The 22404-nt window shown below is 60.6% G+C and carries 19 protein-coding genes; 3 read left to right on the forward strand and 16 right to left on the reverse strand.

Going from position 1 to position 22404, the window contains the following annotated elements:
* Positions 1-51 precede the first annotated feature (51 nt).
* From ACIQWP_RS01055 to ACIQWP_RS01075, 5 genes are read right to left on the reverse strand one after another with little or no spacing between them, the layout of a single operon-like run.
* On the reverse strand, positions 52-1023 hold the full coding sequence (locus ACIQWP_RS01055; protein WP_402781016.1) for a biotin-dependent carboxyltransferase family protein: 972 nt from the start codon (positions 1021-1023) through the stop codon (positions 52-54).
* Positions 1013-1888: an allophanate hydrolase subunit 1 gene (locus tag ACIQWP_RS01060; protein WP_402781019.1), complete on the reverse strand. Its 876-nt coding sequence runs from the start codon at positions 1886-1888 to the stop codon at positions 1013-1015. The genes ACIQWP_RS01055 and ACIQWP_RS01060 overlap by 11 nt, the downstream gene beginning before the upstream one ends.
* Complete coding sequence (locus ACIQWP_RS01065; RefSeq protein ID WP_402781022.1) at positions 1888-3273, reverse strand: acetyl-CoA carboxylase biotin carboxylase subunit; 1386 nt, start codon at positions 3271-3273, stop codon at positions 1888-1890. Before ACIQWP_RS01065 ends, ACIQWP_RS01060 begins: the two co-directional genes overlap by 1 nt.
* Entirely contained in the window at positions 3270-3512 is a 243-nt protein-coding gene (locus tag ACIQWP_RS01070; RefSeq protein WP_402781025.1) for an acetyl-CoA carboxylase, read from the reverse strand. Before ACIQWP_RS01070 ends, ACIQWP_RS01065 begins: the two co-directional genes overlap by 4 nt.
* The gene (locus ACIQWP_RS01075; protein ID WP_402781028.1) at positions 3499-4305 is read right to left on the reverse strand and encodes a 5-oxoprolinase subunit PxpA; all 807 of its coding nucleotides are present in this window, start codon (positions 4303-4305) and stop codon (positions 3499-3501) included. The genes ACIQWP_RS01070 and ACIQWP_RS01075 overlap by 14 nt, the downstream gene beginning before the upstream one ends.
* A gap of 259 nt (positions 4306-4564) precedes the next feature.
* Between ACIQWP_RS01075 and ACIQWP_RS01080 the strand changes: the two genes are divergently transcribed.
* Positions 4565-5473 carry a LysR family transcriptional regulator gene (locus tag ACIQWP_RS01080; protein WP_402781031.1) on the forward strand — a complete coding sequence of 303 codons (909 nt, stop codon included), beginning with the start codon at positions 4565-4567 and terminating at the stop codon, positions 5471-5473.
* Between the two features lie 20 nt (positions 5474-5493).
* Here the strand turns inward: ACIQWP_RS01080 and ACIQWP_RS01085 are convergent, their stop codons facing one another.
* From ACIQWP_RS01085 to ACIQWP_RS01130, 10 genes are all read right to left on the reverse strand, one after another.
* Positions 5494-7230 (reverse strand): pilus assembly protein TadG-related protein, encoded by a 1737-nt coding sequence (locus tag ACIQWP_RS01085; RefSeq protein ID WP_402781034.1) that lies wholly within the window; start codon positions 7228-7230, stop codon positions 5494-5496.
* Positions 7230-7652 (reverse strand): TadE/TadG family type IV pilus assembly protein, encoded by a 423-nt coding sequence (locus ACIQWP_RS01090; protein ID WP_402781037.1) that lies wholly within the window; start codon positions 7650-7652, stop codon positions 7230-7232. The genes ACIQWP_RS01085 and ACIQWP_RS01090 overlap by 1 nt, the downstream gene beginning before the upstream one ends.
* A 327-nt stretch (positions 7653-7979) precedes the next feature.
* The gene (locus tag ACIQWP_RS01095) at positions 7980-8189 is read right to left on the reverse strand and encodes a hypothetical protein (protein WP_402781040.1); all 210 of its coding nucleotides are present in this window, start codon (positions 8187-8189) and stop codon (positions 7980-7982) included.
* Between the two features lie 73 nt (positions 8190-8262).
* Positions 8263-9063: an ABC transporter permease gene (locus ACIQWP_RS01100; protein ID WP_402781043.1), complete on the reverse strand. Its 801-nt coding sequence runs from the start codon at positions 9061-9063 to the stop codon at positions 8263-8265.
* Positions 9060-9914, reverse strand: a complete 855-nt coding sequence (locus tag ACIQWP_RS01105) for an ABC transporter permease (protein WP_402781046.1) — start codon at positions 9912-9914, stop codon at positions 9060-9062. Before ACIQWP_RS01105 ends, ACIQWP_RS01100 begins: the two co-directional genes overlap by 4 nt.
* Before the next feature lie 92 nt (positions 9915-10006).
* Entirely contained in the window at positions 10007-11179 is a 1173-nt protein-coding gene (locus tag ACIQWP_RS01110) for a PotD/PotF family extracellular solute-binding protein (RefSeq protein WP_402781049.1), read from the reverse strand.
* A 52-nt stretch (positions 11180-11231) separates the two neighbouring features.
* Entirely contained in the window at positions 11232-12329 is a 1098-nt protein-coding gene (locus ACIQWP_RS01115) for an ABC transporter ATP-binding protein (protein ID WP_402781052.1), read from the reverse strand.
* 1 nt (position 12330) lies between these two features.
* Positions 12331-14394, reverse strand: a complete 2064-nt coding sequence (locus ACIQWP_RS01120) for a hydantoinase/oxoprolinase family protein (protein ID WP_402781055.1) — start codon at positions 14392-14394, stop codon at positions 12331-12333.
* On the reverse strand, positions 14391-16085 hold the full coding sequence (locus ACIQWP_RS01125) for a hydantoinase B/oxoprolinase family protein (protein ID WP_402781058.1): 1695 nt from the start codon (positions 16083-16085) through the stop codon (positions 14391-14393). The genes ACIQWP_RS01120 and ACIQWP_RS01125 overlap by 4 nt, the downstream gene beginning before the upstream one ends.
* A gap of 98 nt (positions 16086-16183) precedes the next feature.
* Complete coding sequence (locus tag ACIQWP_RS01130) at positions 16184-18751, reverse strand: LuxR C-terminal-related transcriptional regulator (RefSeq protein ID WP_402781061.1); 2568 nt, start codon at positions 18749-18751, stop codon at positions 16184-16186.
* A 436-nt stretch (positions 18752-19187) separates the two neighbouring features.
* On the opposite strand from ACIQWP_RS01130, the gene ACIQWP_RS01135 reads away from it, so the two are divergent.
* Positions 19188-20522 (forward strand): DUF882 domain-containing protein, encoded by a 1335-nt coding sequence (locus tag ACIQWP_RS01135; protein ID WP_402781064.1) that lies wholly within the window; start codon positions 19188-19190, stop codon positions 20520-20522.
* Positions 20523-20554: 32 nt separating this feature from the next.
* On the opposite strand, the gene ACIQWP_RS01140 is transcribed toward ACIQWP_RS01135, so the two are convergent.
* On the reverse strand, positions 20555-21253 hold the full coding sequence (locus tag ACIQWP_RS01140) for a TetR/AcrR family transcriptional regulator (RefSeq protein ID WP_402781067.1): 699 nt from the start codon (positions 21251-21253) through the stop codon (positions 20555-20557).
* Between the two features lie 132 nt (positions 21254-21385).
* Between ACIQWP_RS01140 and ACIQWP_RS01145 the strand changes: the two genes are divergently transcribed.
* Positions 21386-22396 carry an efflux RND transporter periplasmic adaptor subunit gene (locus tag ACIQWP_RS01145; protein WP_402781070.1) on the forward strand — a complete coding sequence of 337 codons (1011 nt, stop codon included), beginning with the start codon at positions 21386-21388 and terminating at the stop codon, positions 22394-22396.
* Positions 22397-22404: the final 8 nt, after the last annotated feature.

Here is a 22404-nt window from a genome sequence, read left to right on the forward strand (position 1 = left end):
CCATCCATCGCGGAAAGAGGGGATTGGGAGCGCGACCATCCGTTTGACCCTCTAAGCCAGAGCTGCGCGAAGCCGCGCAAGCAAGGCCTGCCGGTCCGCGCGCGCCGCCAGCGCCTGATCCATCGTGACCTCAACGAACTGCGTCGGCGTATGCGGCTGCAATTGCCCGATCAGATCCATGTCGGCGGAGATCACCGTTCCCAGCATGAAATAGCCGCCGCCAGATACGGCATCGCGATGCAGGATGATCGGCTCCGTTCCGCCCGGCACCTGGATCGAACCATAAGGATAGCAACTGTCGACGATATTGGAGGGGTCCGAGCCCGCGCCGAAGGGCTGCTTGCGCCCGACAAATTCGAGCTTGCGCCCGCCGCGGAAGCGGTAACCCATGCGATCGGCTTCCGGTGCCACCTTCCACTGGTCGGCAAAGAAGTTGCTCTTCGTCTCCTCGGTCAACCGATCCCAATAAAGCCCCGGCAAGACCCTGAGCTCAGCCGGCGTGCCGGGCTTGCGGCGGAGCTCTTCTGCAACCGAGCGACCGACGCCTGCCATTGAGCCGGAACCGACGGGAAGCTTATCTCCGGCAGCGATCGCCCTGCCGTTGAGACCACCGAGGGCGCCGATCGCATAGGTCGACCGGCTGCCCAAAGCTTCGGGAACGTCGATGCCACCCGATACCGCAATGCAGATCCGCGCGCCGGACTTCAGAAAGTCGAAGCTTACGATCTGCCCTGCCTTGACCTTCAGCGCGGTCCATCCCGGCTGCAGCTCGCCATCGATTCTGACCGGCATATCGGCGCCGGTGACCGCAATCAGCGCATCGTCGAGAAATTCGAGCTTGGGTCCCATGAAGACGGCCTCAAGCCCGGCAGCACCCTCGTCATTGCCAACAAGAAGATTTGCCGCGCGCATGGCGTATCGATCCATGGCGCCGCCGACGGGAATGCCGAGATGAAAGTAGCCGGGCCGCCCGAGATCCTGAATGGTGGTGGAAAGGCCGTGATGAAGAACCTTAATGGCCATATAGCACGCCCTCCAGCTTGGCGTTGTATCCGTCGATATCGGCCTGGTATTGCCGGAGGTCGAAACTGACCTCGCGGATCGGTGGAGCGAAGCGACCCTTGTCGACATCCTCGACTGCCTGGTCGTAGCCGTCGCGATCGATCGGCCGGAATTTCACGATATCGCCGGGGCGGAAGAACACCATGAAGTCGCGCAGATAGCTCGTCGATTGCGTGGGGTCGAAGATCGGCATCGGCGTGATGCCGAACATCTGATAGCCACCTGCCCCGCGCACCGAATAGATGCAGCCGAAGCAGCCGCCATGTCCCACAGTCAGCCGCGGCGTATCGGTTCGCGGGCGTAGATATTTCGGCACCTCGATCTGCCGCTGCCGCTCCACCATCTGGTACATGAAGGGCAGACCGGCGACGAAGCCGACCATGGAGACGAACCACGGCGACCCTGAATGGGCCGAGATGAAATCCTCGACAGCTCCATAACCATTGATCCTGGCGGCATAGTCGAGATCGGTGCCAGTCGGCTCCTGATGCCGCTCACGGAAGCGCATCAGCGTCTCATGCGTCCATGGATCATTGTAGAAGACCGGTATTTCGACGATGCGGGTGATGATAACCGGCTCCGCCTTCTCGGCCACGCCCTCGATTGCCTTGACTTCGCGCAAGAGATCATCCGGCTTGATCAGATCCGGATCGAACTTGATCTGGAAGGACGCATTAGCAGGGCAGATTTCGGTGACGCCCCTGATGGCGCTTTCACGCACCCCTTTTGCCATCGACAGGCTCTTGAAGAAGGCTTCGAGGGACATCTCGTCGCTGCATTCGACGAAGAGATGTTCATCACCTCCAAACGTAAAGCGAGCTGGCATCAGGCAACCTCCGCAGCTATGCCGTCAACCGCGGCAAAATCGGTCTCCAGCCAGGATTCGAGAAAACGCGTGTGGAATGCGCCCTTGCGCACCGATGGGTCACGAGCGAGCGCAAGATGCAGAGGGATCGTCGTCGGCAATCCCTCGATCGTCAGATTGGAAAGGGCGGCAGCGAGCCTGTCGAGGCAGGCATTGCGATCCTCGGCCCAGACGATCAGCTTGCCGAGCAAGGAATCGTAGAAGGGCGGCACGGTATAACCGGCGTAGAGCATCGTGTCGAAACGGATGCCCTCGCCTTCGGGAACCGACAGCCTTGTCACGGTGCCGGGCGCCGGCAGAAAGCCCCTGGCCGGGTCCTCGGCATTGATTCGGCACTCGATGGCATGACCGCGCACCCGAATATCGGACTGCGACAGCGATAGGCGAGCACCACCTGCTACCTTGAACATCTCCTGCACCAGATCGATCCCGGTAATCATCTCAGTCACCGGATGCTCGACCTGAATCCGCGTATTGACCTCAATGAAATAGAACTGCGTGTTGTCCTCGTCATAGAGATATTCGACCGTCCCCGCGCCGCGATAGCCGACCTCCGCCGCAAGGGCCACCGCACTGGAGCAAAGGCGCTGCCGGACATCCTCGGGCAGCAGGAAGGCCTGCGCTTCCTCCCACACCTTCTGGCGCCGCCGCTGCAGCGAGCATTCGCGCTCGAAGCAATGCACGAAATTCTGTCCATCGCCAAAGATCTGCACCTCGATGTGGCGGGCGCGGGTGATGACCTTCTCCATATAAAGGCCGCCGTCGCCGAAAGCAGCTGCCGCCTCTGCCGAAGCGAGCGGAAATTGCTCCCTGAGTTCGGCCAGCGACTGAACGATGCGGATGCCACGTCCGCCACCGCCGGCGGCGGCCTTGATCATGATCGGAAAACCGATGCGTTCGGCAATCGCCTCGGCTGCACCGATATCGGCAAGGCGACCGTCGCTTCCCGGCACTGTGGGCACGCCAGCACGTGCCGCAATCGCGCGCGCCGCCACCTTGTCACCGAGCAGTCGGATGGCTTTGCCGCTCGGCCCGATGAAGATCATGCCCGCCGCTTCGACGGCATCGGCAAAATCGCCGTTTTCAGACAGAAAGCCATATCCCGGGTGAATGGCATCCACACCCGCCGCACGCGCTGCCGAAACGACGGCTTCAATGTTCAGGTAAGACTTCTTCGGAGCAGGCGAGCCGATGTTGATCGCCTCGTCGGCCAGTTTCACCGCGAGCATCTCAGCATCCGCCGCACTATGAACCTGCACCGTGCGAATGCCGAGCGCCTTGGCAGCCTTTATGATCCTGACGGCGATTTCACCGCGATTGGCGACCAGAACCGAACGAATCGTCATGGGTCCACCTCCGCGATGATCTGGCCGGCCATGACGGGCTCTTCATTGTCGACGAGAAAGGTGATGTTCTTGCCATCGAGACCGGCGGGAACCTGCTGAAAGGTTTTCATAACCTCGATGAGACCGATCGTGTCGCTTGCGGCAACGGCATCGCCGTCAGCCTTGAAGGGCGGCGTGTCCGGAGAGGACGCCCTATAGAAAGTTCCCGGAAGGGGTGATCTGATCTCAAGCTTGCTCATGGGACCTCCGCGCTGCGTCGCTGTTCAAAATCTGTGAAACGGGCACAATTCTTATACCCTCGGCAATGAGGGCCTCGCGCATGTGGCGCACGATATCGAGCGCGCCCAAAGTATCGGAATGAAAGCAGATGGAATCGAACGCGATCGGAATATCCGCGCCGTTGACGGTACGCACGACACCCTCGGTGCAGGCTCTCACGACCTTGCGGGCAATTGCCTTGGGATCGGGGCGGCCGGCGTCCCTGGTAAAGACGATCCAGCCCGTATCGCCATAGTCGCGGTCGGCATAGAATTCGCGGACGACGGGCTGGCCGGCCTCTTCAGCCGCAAGGCAGGTGGCGGAGCCATCCATGCAGAAGACGAACATGTTCGGCGCCACGGTGCGCATATATTGTATGAAGATCTGTGAGAGATCGGCGTTCGCTGCGAGCTCCATGTAGAGGGCGCCATGCGGCTTCACATGCTGCACAGGCACGCCGTAGCGTCTGGCAAACTCCCGCAGCGCACCGACCTGGTAGATCAGATCGTTGACGATCTCGCGGCTTGTGCCGTTGATCTTGCGCCGCCCGAAACCCTGGAGATCGTTATAGCCGGGATGAGCGCCAACACCGACACCATGAGCAGCAGCCATCCGCACGGTTTCATCCATGAGATTGGGATCGCCGGCGTGAAAGCCTGTGGCGATATTGGCCGAACTGATGAGCGAGATAAGTTCCTCGTCATGCGCGTCGCCGATCCGCCAACGGCCGAAAGCTTCCCCCATGTCGCAATTAATATCGACCGCTTCCTTCAAATGCCTTCCCTCGCACTTTCGTCCCGCTCAGGACCGATACGAAAACGCTAAAGGCAAAGAAGGCCTTTGAAAAATACAATTTTCAAAGGCTTAATATCTGATAAATTGATATAAGCGCTTAAAATTGCGTCAAAAAATATCTAGAAATATCAATATCATAAAAGAACTGCGCAAGGATACATCGAAAATAAGCTCGATTTAGATCCATGAAATCTGATTCATCGCAGCTGTTTTTGGATAAAGAGATAGGAAGAACTTCATGAGCCTGAGCCTGCGGCAGCTTCGCTACTTCGTTGCAACGGCGGAATACGGACAGATTTCACATGCGGCCGTCAGCCTGTCGATCTCGCAATCCGCCGTGACAGCGGCGATCAAGGATCTCGAACTGACGGTCGGCGTGTCGCTGTTCAATCGTACGCCGCAGGGTATGGACCTGACCACGGCTGGCCGGCAATTCCTGTCACACGCCTATGAGATTCTCGCGAAGGTTGATGAAGCGACCCATCTCAATCTCGTCAGCAGCGATATCGAGGGAGAGCTTGTCGTTGCCGCGACCTACACCGTCATCGGTTATTTCCTGCCGCTGCACGTCGAGCGCATCCGCCGCCTCTATCCGAAACTGAAAATCCAGCTCTACGAGGTCAACCGCGAGTCGATCGAAGAAGGCCTTCTGACCAATCGCTACGACATCTCGGTACTGCTGACATCGAACATTCTCAACCCGATGCTGACGACCGAAACGCTCCTGAGTTCGGTGAGGCGCCTCTGGCTTCCGGCCGGCCACGACCTGCAACGGCGCGACGGCATAGGTCTGCGTGAAATTGCCGAAGAGCCATACATCATGCTGACGGTCGACGAAGCGGCTCACTCTTCGCTGCGATACTGGAGCCGAAGCCCTTATCAGCCGAAGGTGCTTTTGCGGACCAGTTCCATCGAAGCCGTCAGATCGATGGTGGCAAACGGCCTCGGCGTCGCCATCCTGTCAGACATGGTGCATCGTCCCTGGTCACTTGAAGGCAGGCGGATCGAGACCGTGAACATCCAGGACCCCGTTCCGCCCATGGATGTCGGGTTGGCCTGGCGAGCCAATATCGAGTTCAGTCAGCCGATGCTCGCCTTCCGGCGCTATTTCCAGCAGGCCTACAGCCTGCCCGGCACCAATTCCTGACTTGATAGCCCCCCTCAACCTCACTGCACCAGAACAGGCTGCGTGCATCGCGCGTCGGTCACGGTTACGTCAGCTTGCCCGATACCGATGCCAAGAAGGCCGAGCAGGTTGTAAAGGACCTGGTCGAGGGGAGCGGTCACGATCGCCAAAGTGTCGGCAATGGCTGAAAGCACCCCCGTCGGCGTTCCGATGGTCAAGATGAGCAATTGAATGGTGATGGTGGCGTTTTTCAGAAGCGACGAGATGGTCGAGGTCAGGACGGTGTTGGTTGAAACCGTCTTGATCGTGCCTGCCGAGATCTCGGGAGGCTGAAAGGTCAATCGCGTCGGGCTCATGTTGGCAATATCGACCTGCGCGCCGGCGATCACTTTCAGAAGAAGGGAATCGATGATCGCGGCCGGCGTGACCCGTGGCTCGGAGCCGAAGTTTACGAAGGCGGATGTATTGACATCGCCAAGCGCTATTTCTGCAACACCGGGCACGGCATCTATCCCCACGACGGCGTTCGGCATGGAGCCGCCGACACAGGTGATCGAGGCAAGCTTGGCCTCGGCAGGAGCAAGCTCGATATAGAGAGGCACTCTGAGCTTCAGCCCCGCAATCAGCGACAGGCCGGTGACGGCGATTTCGAGCGCGGCGCGAACTTGCGGCGTGCGAACGATCGTGCCCGGCGCACCCACGGCAAGGGCGGGGGTCTGCTGGGACATTTCTCCGATCGCGAGCGTCAGCTTCGCCGTCGCGACACCTGGCAGCTGGGCTCCGAGATCGAGAGCGATCTGCTTCTGCTGGTTGGCAGCCATCGCCGTCGCCGAGATCAGATCCAGCACACTGATATTGGCGGTCAGATTAGGAGTGGTGCCGACCGGATTGGTACCGAGTGGACCGAGGTTGACAATATCCTGCAGCTTGACGGTCACCTTCGTGGTGCCGAGCGTCTTGCCCAGATTGTTGATAAGGGTGACGACGCTACTCGAAAGGTTGGTCGATTTGCCAAGGGCGCCGAGAATCTTGTCATAGGTGACGTCGGTCGCCAGAAGCTGGTTATAGCTTATGCCTGTCAACTTCAGATCCGTCGCCAGGAGATTGAGGTAGCTCAAAAGATTGACGTTTGCGCTGACGAGCGACTGATAGTCGGCGACCTTCAGGGAGATCTGTGTTCCCAGCAATGTGCTGAGGAGCTGGTTCAAAACACCGCCATTGAGGCTCAAGAGCCGCGATCCGACTGAAAAGGCAGCCAGACGCTCGCTGGATGCCGTGCCTGTCGCACTCAGGGTCGGCGGCGTGGCAAAGGCAGAAGCGAAGGGCATCACGGCTTTTTGGCTCAGCGTGACCTTGACGGAATCGTTTGGCGCGGTTCCCGTCGAAGAAAAGCGGTTTGCGAGCGGGATCGATGTGTCCGCCGTATACGTGCCGAGCACCAGATTGGCCAAAGTCTCATATTGACCGGAATTGGCCGCAGCCGCGGTGACCAGCCCGCTGCTTGTCATATAGTTGCTGCCGGAGGCAACCGCAGCCGTCGTGCCGTTGCTCTGGAGATTGTTCAAAAGAGCAGTTGGAGCATTTGCAATATCGGAAGCGGCCGAGATTGCGCCAATGTCGCTCAATTGCTGCAGGTGTCGTTGCTGCAGCGTCATCATGCCGTAATCGATGCCGAGGCCAAGGCAATAAAGGATTAAAGGCGAGACAAGTGCAGTCGTGACGGCGACGTTTCCTCGCCTGTCTCGCAAAGAAGCGAGCCGACCGAGAAGCCGATCCATCAGAGACCTCCCAGGCGAATCGTCGAGTACCGGCGGATGGTTTGGTCCGGCATCGCGAACGTATAGAGGTTCCAGATCGGCAGAGCCGACGCATCGTAGCTGGCGCTAACCGTGAACTGATTGGCATTCGTCGGGTCGGTGGCGACGGTCACCGTCAACTTGTTCTTGTCGATGAAAGCATCATTGATCGTCGAATTGGTCACGAAGCTCTGAACCAGCTGGCTTCGCTCGTCTGCCGATAACCCAGCGACCGCCGTGCGGGCGGCATCGGCCGTCAATTGCTGCAGCGAATGCGCCGCGGTGAGATAGATGGCGAAAGCAACCAGCGTTAGCAACAGAAGGAAGAAAAGCGGCGCGATGAGCGCGAACTCGACGGCTGCGGCCCCCTCTTTATCCCTGTTAAAATGAGAAACACGATACATGGTCCTGTCTCCTTCAGTCGACCTTCATCTACGTGATGGCGATCGAGGAGACCTTAGGCTGCGGACGTTAATTTTATATTTCTAAATAAGGTATTTTCTAATATGATTACATCTTAAAGATATTGAATACTTGATGAAATTGCCGTTGCATTGAGTAATGTCCGTCTCGATACCTTCGAGGTATAGGCCCCTGACGAAACCCTGCTTTCACGCTTTCCTTCACCGCGATCTTCTATCGAAATCGGCGGAAATACCTCCGCGCTTCCCCGCTCACATCAAGCTCCGCAGCGCCGCCCGGCACAATACCAAGATCCGCATCTCGACCAGCTACTTTTTCTTCGGCATGAGATCCCAACCGCCCTGGATGTTTCTCACGAACCGGCGGTTTCCTTTGTAATAGGTAACGGCGCCTGTCCGATCTACCTTGATAGACGTCGGCGGCGATTGCGTCGCCACCTTCAGCCGCTCGACCATATCAAGCGCCTCCTGCCTCTTTCCCGCGCGGATCAGCGCCATCAGTTTCGACTCTTGTTTCATCCTCTATACTCCCGTTGATGGAGGTCCAAGGGCGGGCAGAACTTGCGACTGGTCAGTCCTATTTGCATATCGATCACCCCACTCGGCGTTGCATGAGCAGCGAACGCAGTGCCACAGCCACCACGCAAACGCTGGAAACAAGAAAGATTGCGCCCGACATCGCATAGATCGTCGGCGAGGCGCCGGAATTCATCTTGCCGAACAGCACCACCGGCAACGTGTTTTGGCGGCCGGCCAGATAGAAGGCGCGCGTAAACTCGTTGAGCGACAGCAGGAACGAAAAGATGAAGGCGCTGACGAGGCCTGGCCGGATCAATGGCAGGGTAATATCGAAGAACTGCCGGAAGCGGCCGGCGCCAAGATCGTCCGCCGCCATCAGATAGGTCCGCTTGACCGCAGCAAAGCTCGTCAGAATAACAATGAAGGCGAAGGGCATCGCCCATAGCAGATGGCCGGCAATGACGGTCAGGGCCGAGGCCTTGACGCCGGCGCGGCTGATCACGGTCGAAAGCGCCAACCCCTGGATGACCCCAGGCACGAACATCGGCAAAAGCACGGTGAGGAACCACAGGCTGCGCCCGCGGCGAAGCTCGCGATGCGCCAGCGCCGCACCGAGCGACAGCAGGGTCGCGATGACAGCCGTCGCAAGCGCAATGACGATCGACTGGCCGAGCGCGGCGACGAGCGCAGTTTCCGAGCCCAGCGCCAGATACCATTTCAGGGTAATATCGGAAAAATGCGGCAACCCCGGCTGCAGCGCCGGGTTGAAGGAGACGCCGAGCAGATAGAGCGGCGGCGCATAGATCACGATGAGGCCGAAGATGGTCAACGTCCAGATGATGACGCGCGGGGTCGTTCCTTCCCTGACGATCATTGGCCTCGCTCCTCGAACAGCGAGGAGAGGCCGAATACGGCATCCCCGATCAGCACCAGTCCGAAGACGATGACGAGCATGAGTGTCGAAATCGCAAAGGCGAGCGGGAAATTGGCGACGCGCATGACGTCGTTGATCATCACGGAGACGATCGAGGCGCCGGCGCCGCCGAGCATCTGCACTTCGGTCGAGGAGCCGGCCACCATGACGAAGACGAACAGGAACCCGGCAAAGACGCCGGAGTAGGTCAGCGGCAGCAACACGGTGCGCACCATCGTCCAGAAACCGGCGCCGAGGTCGCGCGAAGCGGCAAGCGCGATCGAATCGACACGGCGCATCGAAAGCAGAATGGGGAAGGTTGCGAACGGCAGGTAGGAGGCGACGAGCCCGACGATGACGGCGAAATCGCTGAACAGCAGCCAGTCGAGCGGCGCATCCGTGATGCCGGCCTGCTGGAGAAGCGTGTTGATGACGCCGGTGCGGCCCAGCAGCAGCCGCCAGGAGAAGGAGCGAATGAGATAGGACGTGAAAAACGGGATCGTAAGAAGAGCGGCGAGCACGACCGACAGGGTGCGCCCGGCAAGAAAATACATCGCATAGGCGGTGGGATAGGCGATGACGAGGCAAATAGCTGATGTCAGGAACGCTTTGCCGAGGGTGGACAGGAATACGCTCCAGCGCCCGGCCTCCAGAATGGCGCCATAGGCGGCGAGGCTGAACTCCGGCTTGATCCAGTAGGTGGCGGAGTCCCAGGCACAGAAGCTCCAGACCACGACGAGAACGAGCGGCGCGAGGCCAAGCACGAGGATCGCCGCAAGCGGAGCAGCCAGCAGTAGAACCGGTGTCTTCATGGTCTAATCCTCCTTCTCTCGGCGTTGATCCCATCGGCTCGGGGCCGGCCTGTCCTTCGACAGATGCGCCAGCCCCGGTCCATCGCGTCACATCAGGCGTTGCGCAGCTTCTGCCACCACTCCTCGTAGAGTTGGAAATTGTCCGGGCGGCAATTCTGCCAATAGACCTTTCCGGAGAACTTGGCCTTCACATGGTCGGCGAGCTTGGCGACATCGTCGGCCTTGTATTCATCCGGATGAGCCTTGGCGTAGGCGAGGTTGTTGTCGGTCGGCACGAGATAGCCGCGCGCCTTGCCGAGCTCGCAACCGTAGAGGCCGGCCAGCAGTGCATCGACGAATTTGTGGGCGACATCGGCCTTGCCGCGCTCCGTGGCACCCTTGAGCAGCACCGTGTTGTTGCCCCAGCCTTCGTAGCCTTCGACGGGAGCTGCATATTCCACCTGAAGACCGCGCTTGCGCCCTTCATAGACGATCGGCTCCCAGCCGGTCATGGCGTCGACTTCCTCATTCGCCACCAGCTGCACGCCCTGTTCCCAGCCGTTCCAGAAGGTGCGGAACTGGCCATCCTTCTTGTGCTTGATCAGGAATTCCATGACGAGACCCAGTTCGGATTCCGTCAGGTTGCCCGGCTCCTTGATCGGCTTGTTCTCGGCTTCCTTGAGATAGATGGCGGTGAAGATGGCGCTGTTGATCCACGCATCTTCCATGGCGACCCGACCTTTCAGCTTCGGATCGAAGATGACGCCATAGCTGTCGACCTTGCCGAGCTTGTCGGGGCGGTAGATGATGGAGTCGGCATTGACGACGGTTGGAATGCCGTACTGCTTGCCCTCATAGGTCAAGGTCGGGATATCCTTGGCCCATTGCCAGATGCCGGCGAAATTCGGGATCTTGGAGACGTCCCACGGAGAGATCAGTCCCTGCTTGGCAAGCTCGCGCTCGGCGCCGCCCTGAAAGCCGCCGACATCGAAGAGATCGTTGGCATTACCGGCGGCAAGACGTGCAACCACTGGACCGACGTCGTTGCCGTTGTCTGTGAATTCGGGCGAAACGCCACTCTGGCGGGTAAATTCCTGCCATTTGTCGCCGATGTCGAGCGTGGCGGTGCCCCAGAATGCAACCGTTGCGTCGTCGGCCATGGCACGTGTGGCAGAAAGCCCACCAAAGGAGAGGGCGGCCGCACCCGCACCCATGAGCTTCAGCATGTCGCGGCGCTGCATGTTACTCCTCAAGGCGGAGGAGACGAGATTATTGCTTTTGGTCATCGTGTCATTCCCTTCCCTCATTTTTCGCTTGTGTCAGCTATTCGGGTTCTACTTACTCATCGCCTCCAGCCAGAGCCGGTATTCCGGAACGATCGATCAGGAGCGCAGCGCCCGGCTTCAGACAGACGCGCACGCTTTCGCCCGGCGAGGGCGGAGTTGCGTCCGCGCTAGTCGTTAACACCACGCGCTGGCTGTCGGCGAAAGCGAGCGTAACGTCATGGCTCAATCCGCGATAGATGCTTTCGACAACCTTAAGTTCAATTATTTCGGCCGCTTCTTCGGTAGCCGGGATAAGCTCAATTCGGTCCGGGCGGATTGCGACGAGGGCGTCGGAAGGTGGCGCCGCTCCGGAGAAACTCGCGCCGAAGCGCTGCCCGGCAATCGTGACGAGAGCCTTGTCGCCAGCAATCGAAATGCCTTCGGGCTTCAGAAGTGTATCGATGCCGACGAAGCGGGCAACGAAGGCATTGGCCGGAGCCTCAAAGAAGCGCGAGGGAACGTCGGTCTGCTCGATCCGCCCCTTGTGCATCACAGCCATGCGATCGGAAAGGCTGAGTGCCTCGTCCTGATTGTGGGTGACGAGAATGAAGGTCGCGCCGGTGCGCTTGTGAAGTCGCCCGAACTCGTCGCGCATCTGCTGCCGCAGCCGCTCGTCAAGTCCGGTCAGAGGTTCATCGAGCAAAAGGATGCCCGGCTCCATGACGAGCGCGCGAGCCAGCGCGACGCGCTGACGCTGGCCGCCCGAAAGAAGATTGACGTCGCGATCCGCAAAGCCGGAAAGCTCGACCAGCTCCAATGCGCCATCGACCTTGGTCTTGAGCGCCGCACCGGAAAGCCCGCGCAACTTCAGCCCATAGCCGACATTCTGGGCGACATTCATATGCGGAAACAGCCCGAGCGACTGGAAGACGGTATTGACCGGCCGGCGATTGGCCGGAACATCAGCCATGTCCTTTCCGTCGAAGAGGACGCGACCCGAGCTGGGCTTGTCGAAACCGCCGATCAATTTCAATAGCGAACTCTTGCCGCAGCCGGACGAGCCGAGCAGCGTAAAAAACTCCCCCGCCCTGATATCGAGCGTCACGTCGTCGACGGCGCGCGTCGGCCCGTAGTTTCTAACGATATGGTCGAGGCCGATCGCTATCGCCATACTAGACGCTTCCCCCTACGGCTTCGCGGATGAGCAGCAAGCCCTCCTCGCTCACCTCAAGCTCCTGCCCGGCAACCATCAACGAGGTCGCGGTCGCTTCCTCGATGACCAGAGGGCCGGCAATCTTTTCCGAAGACGGCAGTCGTGCGCGCTCGTAAACGGGGCAGGACACCCAACCTGTCGTCCCGCCGAAATAGACTTCTCGATGCCCCTTGAAGGCCGTCTCGAGCGAACGGCTGCCACCGTCGAGTTTCGGGATGGCGATGACCGGACCGTGGAGCACCGCCTCCAGATGGATCATCGTGATCTCGATCGGTGAACCGGACAGGCGGAACGTATAGGCACGCTCATGGGCGGCGTGGAAGCGTTCAGCAAAGCTCCCGGCATCATCCTCCATTTCGAAGAGGGCGAAGACGCCGTGCTCCTGTCCGCGATAACGCGCTTCGACGCGGCAGACATAGCGTATCTCGGCCGCGTCACCCTTGGAGAAATATTTAACCGCATCGCGCTTCAGCTCGTCAAAACGGCGCTTGAGACTGCTAACGGCTTCCGGTCCGAGCGGCGAGAACCACGTGCTGCGGAAATCGGCCCGCGGCTCTGCCGCCAGCATTCCCCAGGCCGAAAAAATGCCGGGATGCGGTGGTACCACAGTCATCTTGACGCCGAGGTCGCGCCCAAGACGCGCGGCAAGCGCAGGCCCCGCTCCTCCGGAAATGACGAAAGCGGCATCGCGCGGATCGTGCCCACGCTGGACTGTGACCAGCTTCAGCGCATTGATCATCGACGCATGCGCGATCTCGACGATGGCGAGAGCCGCATCCTCGACCGACAGCCCCATCGGCTCGGCGACCGTCGCAATTGCGGCAGCCGCCTTGGATTTGTCGAGCTGCATCTGGCCGCCGGCAAAGCTTGCCGGATCGAAAATGCCGAGCGTCAGCAAGGCGTCGGAAAGGGTGGGCTTGTCACCGCCGCGCCCGTAGCAGGCAGGCCCCGGTGTCGAGCCCGCGCTTTCCGGGCCGACACAAAGCGCGCCGCGCTCGTCAATGCGGGCGATGGAGCCGCCGCCGGCGCCGATTTCGACGATATCGACCACCGGCACCTGCACCGGATAGCCGGGAGCGATGCGGGTATGCTCGAGCTTGTACTCGCTATCGAGCGTCGGGCGGCTGTCATGGATCAAGGAGCATTTCGCCGTCGTGCCGCCGACATCGAGCGACAGCACTTCCGATTCGCCAAGCACCGTGCCGATGCGCGCAGCACCCGCCACGCCGCCGGCCGGTCCGGATTCGACCAATGTCAGAGGGCTCATCTGCGCCTGATCGAAGGTGGAGATGCCGCCGTTCGACTGCATGGCATAATAGGGGCAGGTGAGGTCGCGCTCGGTCAGCGCGCTTTCAAGCCGCGCGAAGTAGCGTTTGATGATCGGCTGGACATAGGCGTTGAGCACGGCCGTATTGGAGCGCTCATATTCCCGCCATTGACGGGAAACCTCATGGCTGGCGCAAACCGTGACATCCGGCAGCGCTTCGGCGATCGCCTTCGCGCAGGCGATTTCATGCGCGGGATTGACGTAGCTGTGCAGGAAGATGATGGCCACCGCCTCCACCTTGCGCGCGCGGCACTCGCGGATGATCGGCTCGATATCGCCAAGCTCGATCGGCGTCAGCACCCGGCCCTTGGCATCCAGACGCTCGCGCACCTCGAAACGCAAGCTGCGCGGCACGAAGGGTTCGGGGCTTTTGAACTGAAGATTGTAGAGATCCGGGCGATTGCCGCGGCCGATTTCCAGCACGTCGCGAAAGCCGGCGGTAGTCACGAGTGCCGTGCGAACGCCCTTACGTTCGGTGATCGCGTTGATGACGGTCGTTCCGCCATGAGCGAAAAAGATCACATCGCGGGTCGAAAGCCCATCCTTCTTCTCAGCGAGCTCGATCGCCGCAAGTACACCTTCGGACTGATCATGAACCGTCGTCAGGCTCTTGGCGGTAAAAATCTCGCCCGTGCGCTCATCATAACCGACGAGGTCGGTAAAGGTACCGCCTACATCCGTCGCCAGTCTGATCATCGCGCCATCCCCTCTTCATATCCATACAGGTTGCGCGCCATCTCGCTGGTGATGTAGCCGTCCTCGACATCGCGGCGGACCTGTTCCCGCTCGCGAGCACGCGGGTCGCCCCAGCCGCCGCCGCCGCCAGTGATGATCCGCACGAGATCGCCACAGTTCAGGCCGATATGCGGCTCGCGGCCGAAATTGCCGATAGCGCCGCCGTTCTCTTCCACCTGCAGGAGATTGATGCTGCCGGGTTTGCCGCCTTCGATCCCCCAGGGAGGTGTGTCGGTTCGGCCGAAGCTGCAGTAGGCCGAAGCGCCATCTCCAAGGATTTCATAATCGCGAATGACGCCGAAACCTCCGCGACGGCGCCCGGCGCCAGATCCCCCTTCGACGTTGAGCCCGTAGCGCCGCACAAGCAAAGGAAAGCGCGCTTCAATGACCTCGACGGAGTAGTTGTAGGTATCGCCATCGGTGAGCGCGATCAGCGCATTTGCACCGTCGCCATCCTTGCTGGCGCCCCAGCCACCATGCTGCGGCTCGATATGGATGAACGGTTGCCCCGCCGCATCCTTGCCGGCGATATAGACGACGCAGAGGCTGGTATAGGAACCGGCGGAAAAACGCTCGGGCATCAGCTTGGCAAGAGCTTTCCAGACAAGTTCGGAGGCATGCACCGAACCCTCATAGTACCAGCCCGTTGGAGAAGGCTTCTCGGCGGTGAAAACCGAGCCCTTCGGCGCGATGACGGCAAGCGGCCGGAACCAGCCCTCGTTGGACGGTGCCTGCGGCGCGACCAGCGCCTTGAAGATAGTGCGCACGGCCGATTGCAGCGCACCTGCCGCGCAATTGATCGGGCCCGCGACCGCCGGCGGGCAACCGGTGAAATCCGCCGTCAGGCGGTCTCCGGCAATCGTCACAGCCACCTTGACCTTGATGGGGTCGGTGGTGACGCCATCACCGTCGATGATATCCTCCGCCTCATAGGTCCCGTCGGGCAATGCGGCGATGGCGGCTCGCGCCTGCTTCTCGCTGACCGACAGCAGGTGATCGAACGCGGCTTCGACGATATCGGTGCCATATTTGCGCGCAAGCTCGCCCATGCGCCGGGCGGCAACGCGGACGGTCGCAACCTGTGCCGTGAGATCGCCGATCGCGACTTCGGGAATACGGACATTCTCGCGGATGATGCGAAGGATTTCGCCGGAGAAGCGATCGCTGCGCACCACTTTCACACCCGGCAGCCTCAGCCCTTCCTGGAAGACCGAGATGGCATTGGGCGCAAGCGAGCCCGGAACCGAGCCGCCGACATCGAGATAATGAGCAACATTGATGGCATAGGCCTGTATCCGGCCATCGAAGAAGATCGGCTTGACGATAGCAAAATCGCAGGCATGCGTTCCGCCGGAATAAGGGTCATTCGTCAGCAGGATATCCCCATCCTGCAGATCGTCGCCGTAAAGTGCGATCAGCGATTTGACCTGTGTCCCGAAGGTGCCGGTGAACAAGGTGATGCCGTTCATCTGCGCCACCAGCTCACCGTCACGGGTGAGGAGACCACAGGCGAAATCGAGCACCTCATAGATCACGGGGCTCATCGAGGTCCTGGCCATGACCACGCCCATCTCGTCGACGGTGGCTGCCAGCTTGCCCTCGATAATCTCCTGCGTCACCGGGTCGACGACGATCACGAATCTACCCCTCATTATTATATTCGCACGAGTGCAGATTAGGTGTTTTTTCGTCCGTCGATAGCCTTCCCGATGGGTGGGCACCCATAGCAAAACCCACCCGTTCGGGTAGGTTATCGATCGAGCACACCCTTTTGACGCGCCGCCGTCACGGCAGCGGTCCGGGTCGAGACATTGAGCTTGGCAAAGATATTACGCAGATGAAACTTGATCGTATTGTCGGACAGCGCCAGCATCCGGCCGATTTCCTTGTTGGAAAGCCCAGAGCTCAGCAATTCCAGCACCATGCGCTCCCTGCCGGTAAAGGCATATCCGCCATCATCGGCGGCTGGCTGCTGCGTCTCCTCTCCGCCCACGAGCAGAGACTGGAGACGCTTTCGAGTGACGCTCGCAACTGTTGGATGATTGGCGAGAGCGCGAAGCTCTCCGAGCCCTGTGGATTGATCGAGATAAAGCAGCGCCCGGTAGTCATCGAGGGGGGTCGTTAACACGAGATCCGAAAGCCGCGCGGCGGCGAGATCCGCGCGGCCTTCGGCCAACAGTATTCCTATTTCGATCAGAGCAAGCTCGATCAGGCGCGGAACGTGCGGACGCTGCGCCTGACGTGTCCTGAACTGGTCGAAAACCTCGCGCGCCTTGGCCTTCTCGCCAAGGGCCAGATAGGCGCGTGTCCAGAAGATCGCCGGCGTCGCTCCGCGCAGATGGATGGAGAGCGTATTGGCGCGATCCGAAACGATTGCCTGCATGCCGAAGCCATTGGCCTCGGCATGCCGAATTGCCTGATCGAGATCGCCCGATGCCATGAGCAGCATGGCGCGCTCGCCGTCAATCAGACGGGTGAGCCGGTCGAAACCACGGCGGCGGGCTACGGCGCGAATACGATCCATGGCCGCATGGCCGGCAAGCAAATCCTCGCGCATCCGCAGGACCCGTTGCTCGGCCATGAAGCCGGCGGCCAGAAGATCGAACCAGGTATCGTGAAGCTCGAGATGCGGCAGCGCCCATCTAAGTATTTCCGCCGCGGTCTCCGCCTCGCCGCGCATCGACAGAACCTCGGCCTTCAACACCTGGCCGACAGCATCGAGATCGCTGCCGGGGCCGATATTGGTCTGTGCTTCGCAGCTCAGCTCCTCATAGGCCGACAGCGCGCTCGCACAATCACCGGAGAGAAAGAATGCCTGGCCGATATGGGTGTAAAGGTGCATGGCGCCAAAATCGGCGCCGCCGTCGCGAAAGGCGCGAATGGCCAGATGCCCATAATGCAGTGCCCGGTCGAGCTCACTGCGGATCAGGAAATTGTAGGAAAGCATGTTGAGCGCCAGCGCCCGGTGAATGAGCTCCATCCCATCCGGTTGCCGCAAATCATCTTCAAGCGCTGAAAGATCGGCCGCAGTCGCCCAGTGATCGGTATAAAGCGCCAGAAGGATGCGCACGACACGCAGGTCCTTTGCCAAGCTCGCGTCGACAGCCGCGGCCCGCTCGGCGATGACGAGGTAGTGATTGGCAGCGGCAAGCTGCGCCGCCTTGGCATTGAAGATCGAAAGCCCCAGGGTCGCCAGCGGAAAGCGGACCAGATCGATTTCCGAGGCGCGTCCACTCAGGGCCTGAAAGAGCGTTGCGCCGCCGCGGGTGGTGGCATAGACACGCCGCCAGCCGCCAGCGGTTTCGACGATGCGCGCCGCAAGATTCGCATCGCCAGCCGAAAGCGCGTGGTGGACCGCGCGGTCTACGTCGCCCTGCGCTTCGAACCAGAGCGCCGCGCGATTGAGCGCGAGATTGGCATCGACGCCTCTGCGACTGGCGGTCTTCTTGAGGAACTCGTTGAAGACGGGGTGAAACCGCATCCAGTTGCCGGGGCCGGCAAGCAACGTCACCGGAAGCGCGTATTCGGCGAGCCTTTCGCAGAGGTCGGCACGCTCCCTGCTTTCCAGCACCGCCTCGAGCAGCGAATGGTTGAATGCCGGCAGAGCGGCTGTGTCGATGAGAAACTGGCCGATATCCTCGGGAAGATGCTCGAACACCTGCTCCGACAAATAAGAGCCCATATCCGCGCCACCGCCATCGAAGGAGGCGAGAATCCTATCGCTTTCCTCGGTTTCGGACACCAGCAGGCTCACCATCTGCAGCGCGACCGCCCAGCCCTCGGTCCGGCGATTGAAAGAACCGACCTGCTCCTCTGTCAGATGCGCGCCCTTACCCGCGAAAAGCTCTCCCGCTTCGGCATCGGTAAAACCGAGTTCGGCAACACCGAATTGCTTGAACTCGCCACGCAGCCGCAGTGCCGAGAGCGGAAAGCGCGGCGGGCTGCGGCTGACAAGCACCAGCTTGATGTGTTCGAGCGAGAGGTCGGCGAGGATCTTCGCCATCAGCGCCTCGGTCGCATCCGTCTGGGCGAAATGATAGTCGTCGAGAAAGACGACAAGCGGCCCTTCGATCTTGCGCAGACGCGTCGCCAACACGGATAGCAGTGCTGCCGCAGGCAGGTTGCCGGCGTCCGCGCCGTCCTCGTTCAGCAGCGGCTGCAGCGCATCGATCAGGGCCAGCAGGAAGGCTTCCTGGTTGGTATGTTCGGCATCGAGCGATACCCAGCAGAGCTTGACGCCATCCTCCTTCAACAGCTCGTACCATTGGACGGCAAGAGAGGTCTTGCCGTAGCCGGCGGGTGCAACAATAGTCGTCAAACGGCGCAGCCCGACACGCCGGAGCTGCCGCAACAGGTCGCTTCGTTTGATTGTTTGCTGCCCGGTCGATGGGGGAGCAAATCGATTCTGTCCACTCATGGGGCGGGATGATGCTGTCTTGGAAGGCAGTTTGCAACCCGCACGAAAACGTTTGCAAAGCCGGTTTTTTGTCAATGTTCGGAAGATGCGCCTTACAGGCGGTGGTTGATGCCTCGCGAAATTGCAACGATTCAGCTGAAACTCTCGGAAATGGGCTCGGTAAGATGAAGAGCCGGCTCCAGCGGTCGATAAACACGCTTCGACGGACAAAATTTTGCCGTTTCCAGCTATAAACGGTCCGTTAGGGATTTGTTGACCATAATTGGAGGGTATAGCGATGCCGCGGGCGCGGCGCCTCTGATTTCTGTTTCTATTAGCAAGGGCGAAAGTCGTATCCGTGCAACACGTGATCTTTTCCATTCCGGCGACAGCTTTCGCCGCGACTTTCTCATTCGTTGCTTGCCGCGTGATGCTGATCGCGATGCTGGCGCTCGGCGCCTTTGCCAGCTCCGCTGCCGCCGAGGATCGGGCACTCAAGCTCTTCTTCACCCACACCGGAGAAAGGGCGACCATCGTCTTCAAGCGTGGCGGCAGATATGATCCGAGAGGCCTTGCCCAGATAAACCGTTTCCTGCGCGACTGGCGAAAGAACGAGCCGACCAAGATCGATCCGGAACTGCTCGATCTCGTCTGGGAGGTCTACCGCCGCAGCGGTGCACGGGACTCAATTCACGTCGTCTCGGCCTACCGCTCTCCTTCGACCAACAGTATGCTGCGCAACCGCTCGCGCAGTTCCGGCGTTGCAAAGCACAGCCAGCATACGCTCGGCAAGGCGATGGATTTCTACATCCCTGGCGTGAAACTTGCGAGCCTGCGCGCGATTGCCATGCAGATGCAAATCGGCGGCGTGGGCTTTTATCCCAACTCGGGTTCCCCCTTCGTGCATCTGGATGTCGGCAACGTCCGTGCATGGCCGAGAATGTCGCGCCAGGAGCTGGCGCGGCTTTTCCCGAATGGACAGACGCTGCATGTGCCGGCCGATGGCAGACCGCTGCCCGGCTATCAGGTGGCAATCGCGCAATCCAAAAAGCGCCCTTCCCAGCTGGCAAGCAGGATCGCGGCCGTCGATGACGACGATGATGATGCCGGATCAGCGGCTGCATCGCGCAGCGGTGTGCCCGACAGCAGCCTTATGACCAGCATGCTGCCGACGCCCAGGAGCCGAGCCATAAACGGGTTGGAGGCTCAGCTCGGCAAACGCGTGGCTGAAGAAAACAAGGCTCAACCCTTCGCCGACCTGGCGGCCTATGCCGTGCCGCTGCCGGCATGGCGGCCGACCAGCAACATCGCCGTCATACCGACGGTGGCTCCGGAAAGGCCGGCTCCTGCTGCCCTGGCGAGCCTAGTGGTGGGACGAAACGATGCCGGCAAGCTGGTCGTTGCGGACCATGCGACGAATGCGAACGCCAGCACCATGGCGAAGATGCAGCCGATGGCGGATCTGCCGACTTCGGCTGCGCTGGAGGTATCTGGCGGCGTCGGAGCCATGTCGACCGGGGCCATCGTCGCCTGGGCCTTGCAGCCGCCGGGCACGGCTGTCAACATGACGCTTCCGAGCCTCGTCAGCGCGCCCATTCCCATGCACGACGACATGGCAGAGGCCCAGGCCGGTGCCGCCACCGACTATGACGGTGACGATTTCGATGTCGAGCGGTTCGGCTTCGAGGGCTGAAACAACCGCCTGGTTCCGGGGTGTGCGAGGGATCAGTTCGATTGCTCCGTTGGCCTCGCTGTCTGCAGCGACAACGACAGCTGGGCGATGCCGCCGAGGGTAAAGCGAGCCAGCCGATCCGCCAGCTCCTCATCCGTGGTCGTTTCCCGCCCAAGCGCCGGAATGATCTCGGATACGCGTTTTTCGGCCACCAGAAGCATGAAACATGGTGCCATCGTCGAAAGTGCGGCCTGAGCGACCAGTGGATGATCAGGCGTCACGCCGATGATCTGGGCGATGACGCCGAACAGCAAAGCTCTCTTGGGCTCGATCTCCTCACGGCGAAGCTTGTCGATATGCGGCGTCGGCGCGATCAGTTCGCGGACGATCACCTTGGCCGGCCACGAATTCTCGTTTCCGGTCCGAACGACCTTGACCAGAAGCCCGATGAAACGCCTCAATTTCTCCTTTGGATCGATGTCCGCAGCGGCCGTGCGGGCAAGCACTTCATAGCTCATCAGGCGATGATGCGCCTCGGCGAGGACGTCTTCGTACAAGGCCTCGATGCCACCGAAATGGTAGTTGACCGCCGCGGCATTCGTCCCCGCGCGCAAGGCGATTTCCTTAGCGGTCGCGCGGTCGAAGCCGAATTCGGCGAAAACGGCGCCGCCTGCCTCAAGCAGGCTCGTCCGCGTGGCAGCGCCGTCCTGCCGATCCCGGGATCGCGCCGTTCGTCTGTTGCCTCTGGCCATTTCTTCTGCCTTCCATTAGTTTAAATATTAATTTGAAATTTGAATTTGACAAGTGCTATAATCATCGCCGGATCGATCTCGATCACAACTCGTTTCATCAAAGCCGGCAGTTCTTTGGAGTCCAAATCAAGCATGCAGCGCGTCATCGTCATTTTGATCCTCTTGATCGCCGCAGCGGGTGGCGCCTGGTGGTATCTTCATAGGGATAGCGGCTCGAACGAGCTCGTTCTCTATGGAAATATCGATTTCAGGCAACTCACCCTTGCCTTCAACGGCAGCGAACGTGTGGCCGAAGTCCTTGTCGAAGAAGGCACGCAAGTCAAGAAAGGCCAGATCGTCGCCAGGCTGGATACGAGCCGGCTCCAGCCGCAGGTCGCCCAAGCCGAGGCGCAGGCGGCAAGCCAACGCGCCAATCTCGCCCGCCTCAGGAACGGCAGCCGCCCCGAGGAAATCGCCCAGTCTCGCGCCAATGTCGAATCCGCCAAGGCGGAATCCGTCAACGCCCGGGCCCAGTTCGAGCGCCAGAATGCGCTTGCCCCCAAGGCCGCGGTCAGCCAGCAAGCCCTCGACGAAGCTCGTTCGGCCGCGGCCGTCGCCGACGCCAAGGTCGTTGCAAACCAGAAGGCGCTCGATCTGCTCGTTGTCGGCTCCCGCATCGAGGACATTCAGGAGGCGGAAGCGCAGCTGCATGCGGCTGAAGCCAATGTCGCGCTTCTCCACCAGCAGCTTGCCGACGCCGAATTGAGGGCTCCCGTCGACGCGATCGTGCAATCCAGGCTGATCGAGCCCGGCGAAATGGCTTCCCCCACGCGGGCTGCCTTCTCGCTTGCGACGCTCAGCCCGAAATGGGTGCGTGCCTATGTCTCGGAAACCCAGCTCGGAATGCTCCGGCCGGGCATGAAGGCCACTGTCACCGTGGATTCGCTGCCGGGGCATGCGATTCAAGGGTGGATCGGCTTCATTTCCTCCATTGCCGAGTTCACGCCGAAATCGGTGCAGACGGAGGAATTGCGCACGAGCCTCGTCTACGAGGTCAGGGTTTTCGTCGATGACCCGGACAATATGCTGCGGCTGGGCATGCCGGCAACCGTCCGGCCGCTTTCAGGCACGCAGGCGGCGCCCGCAACTACGCAGCAGCAGTAAAGCGAGGA

Source organism: Rhizobium sp. NPDC090279 (assembly GCF_044769665.1).
Lineage (GTDB): Bacteria > Pseudomonadota > Alphaproteobacteria > Rhizobiales > Rhizobiaceae > Rhizobium.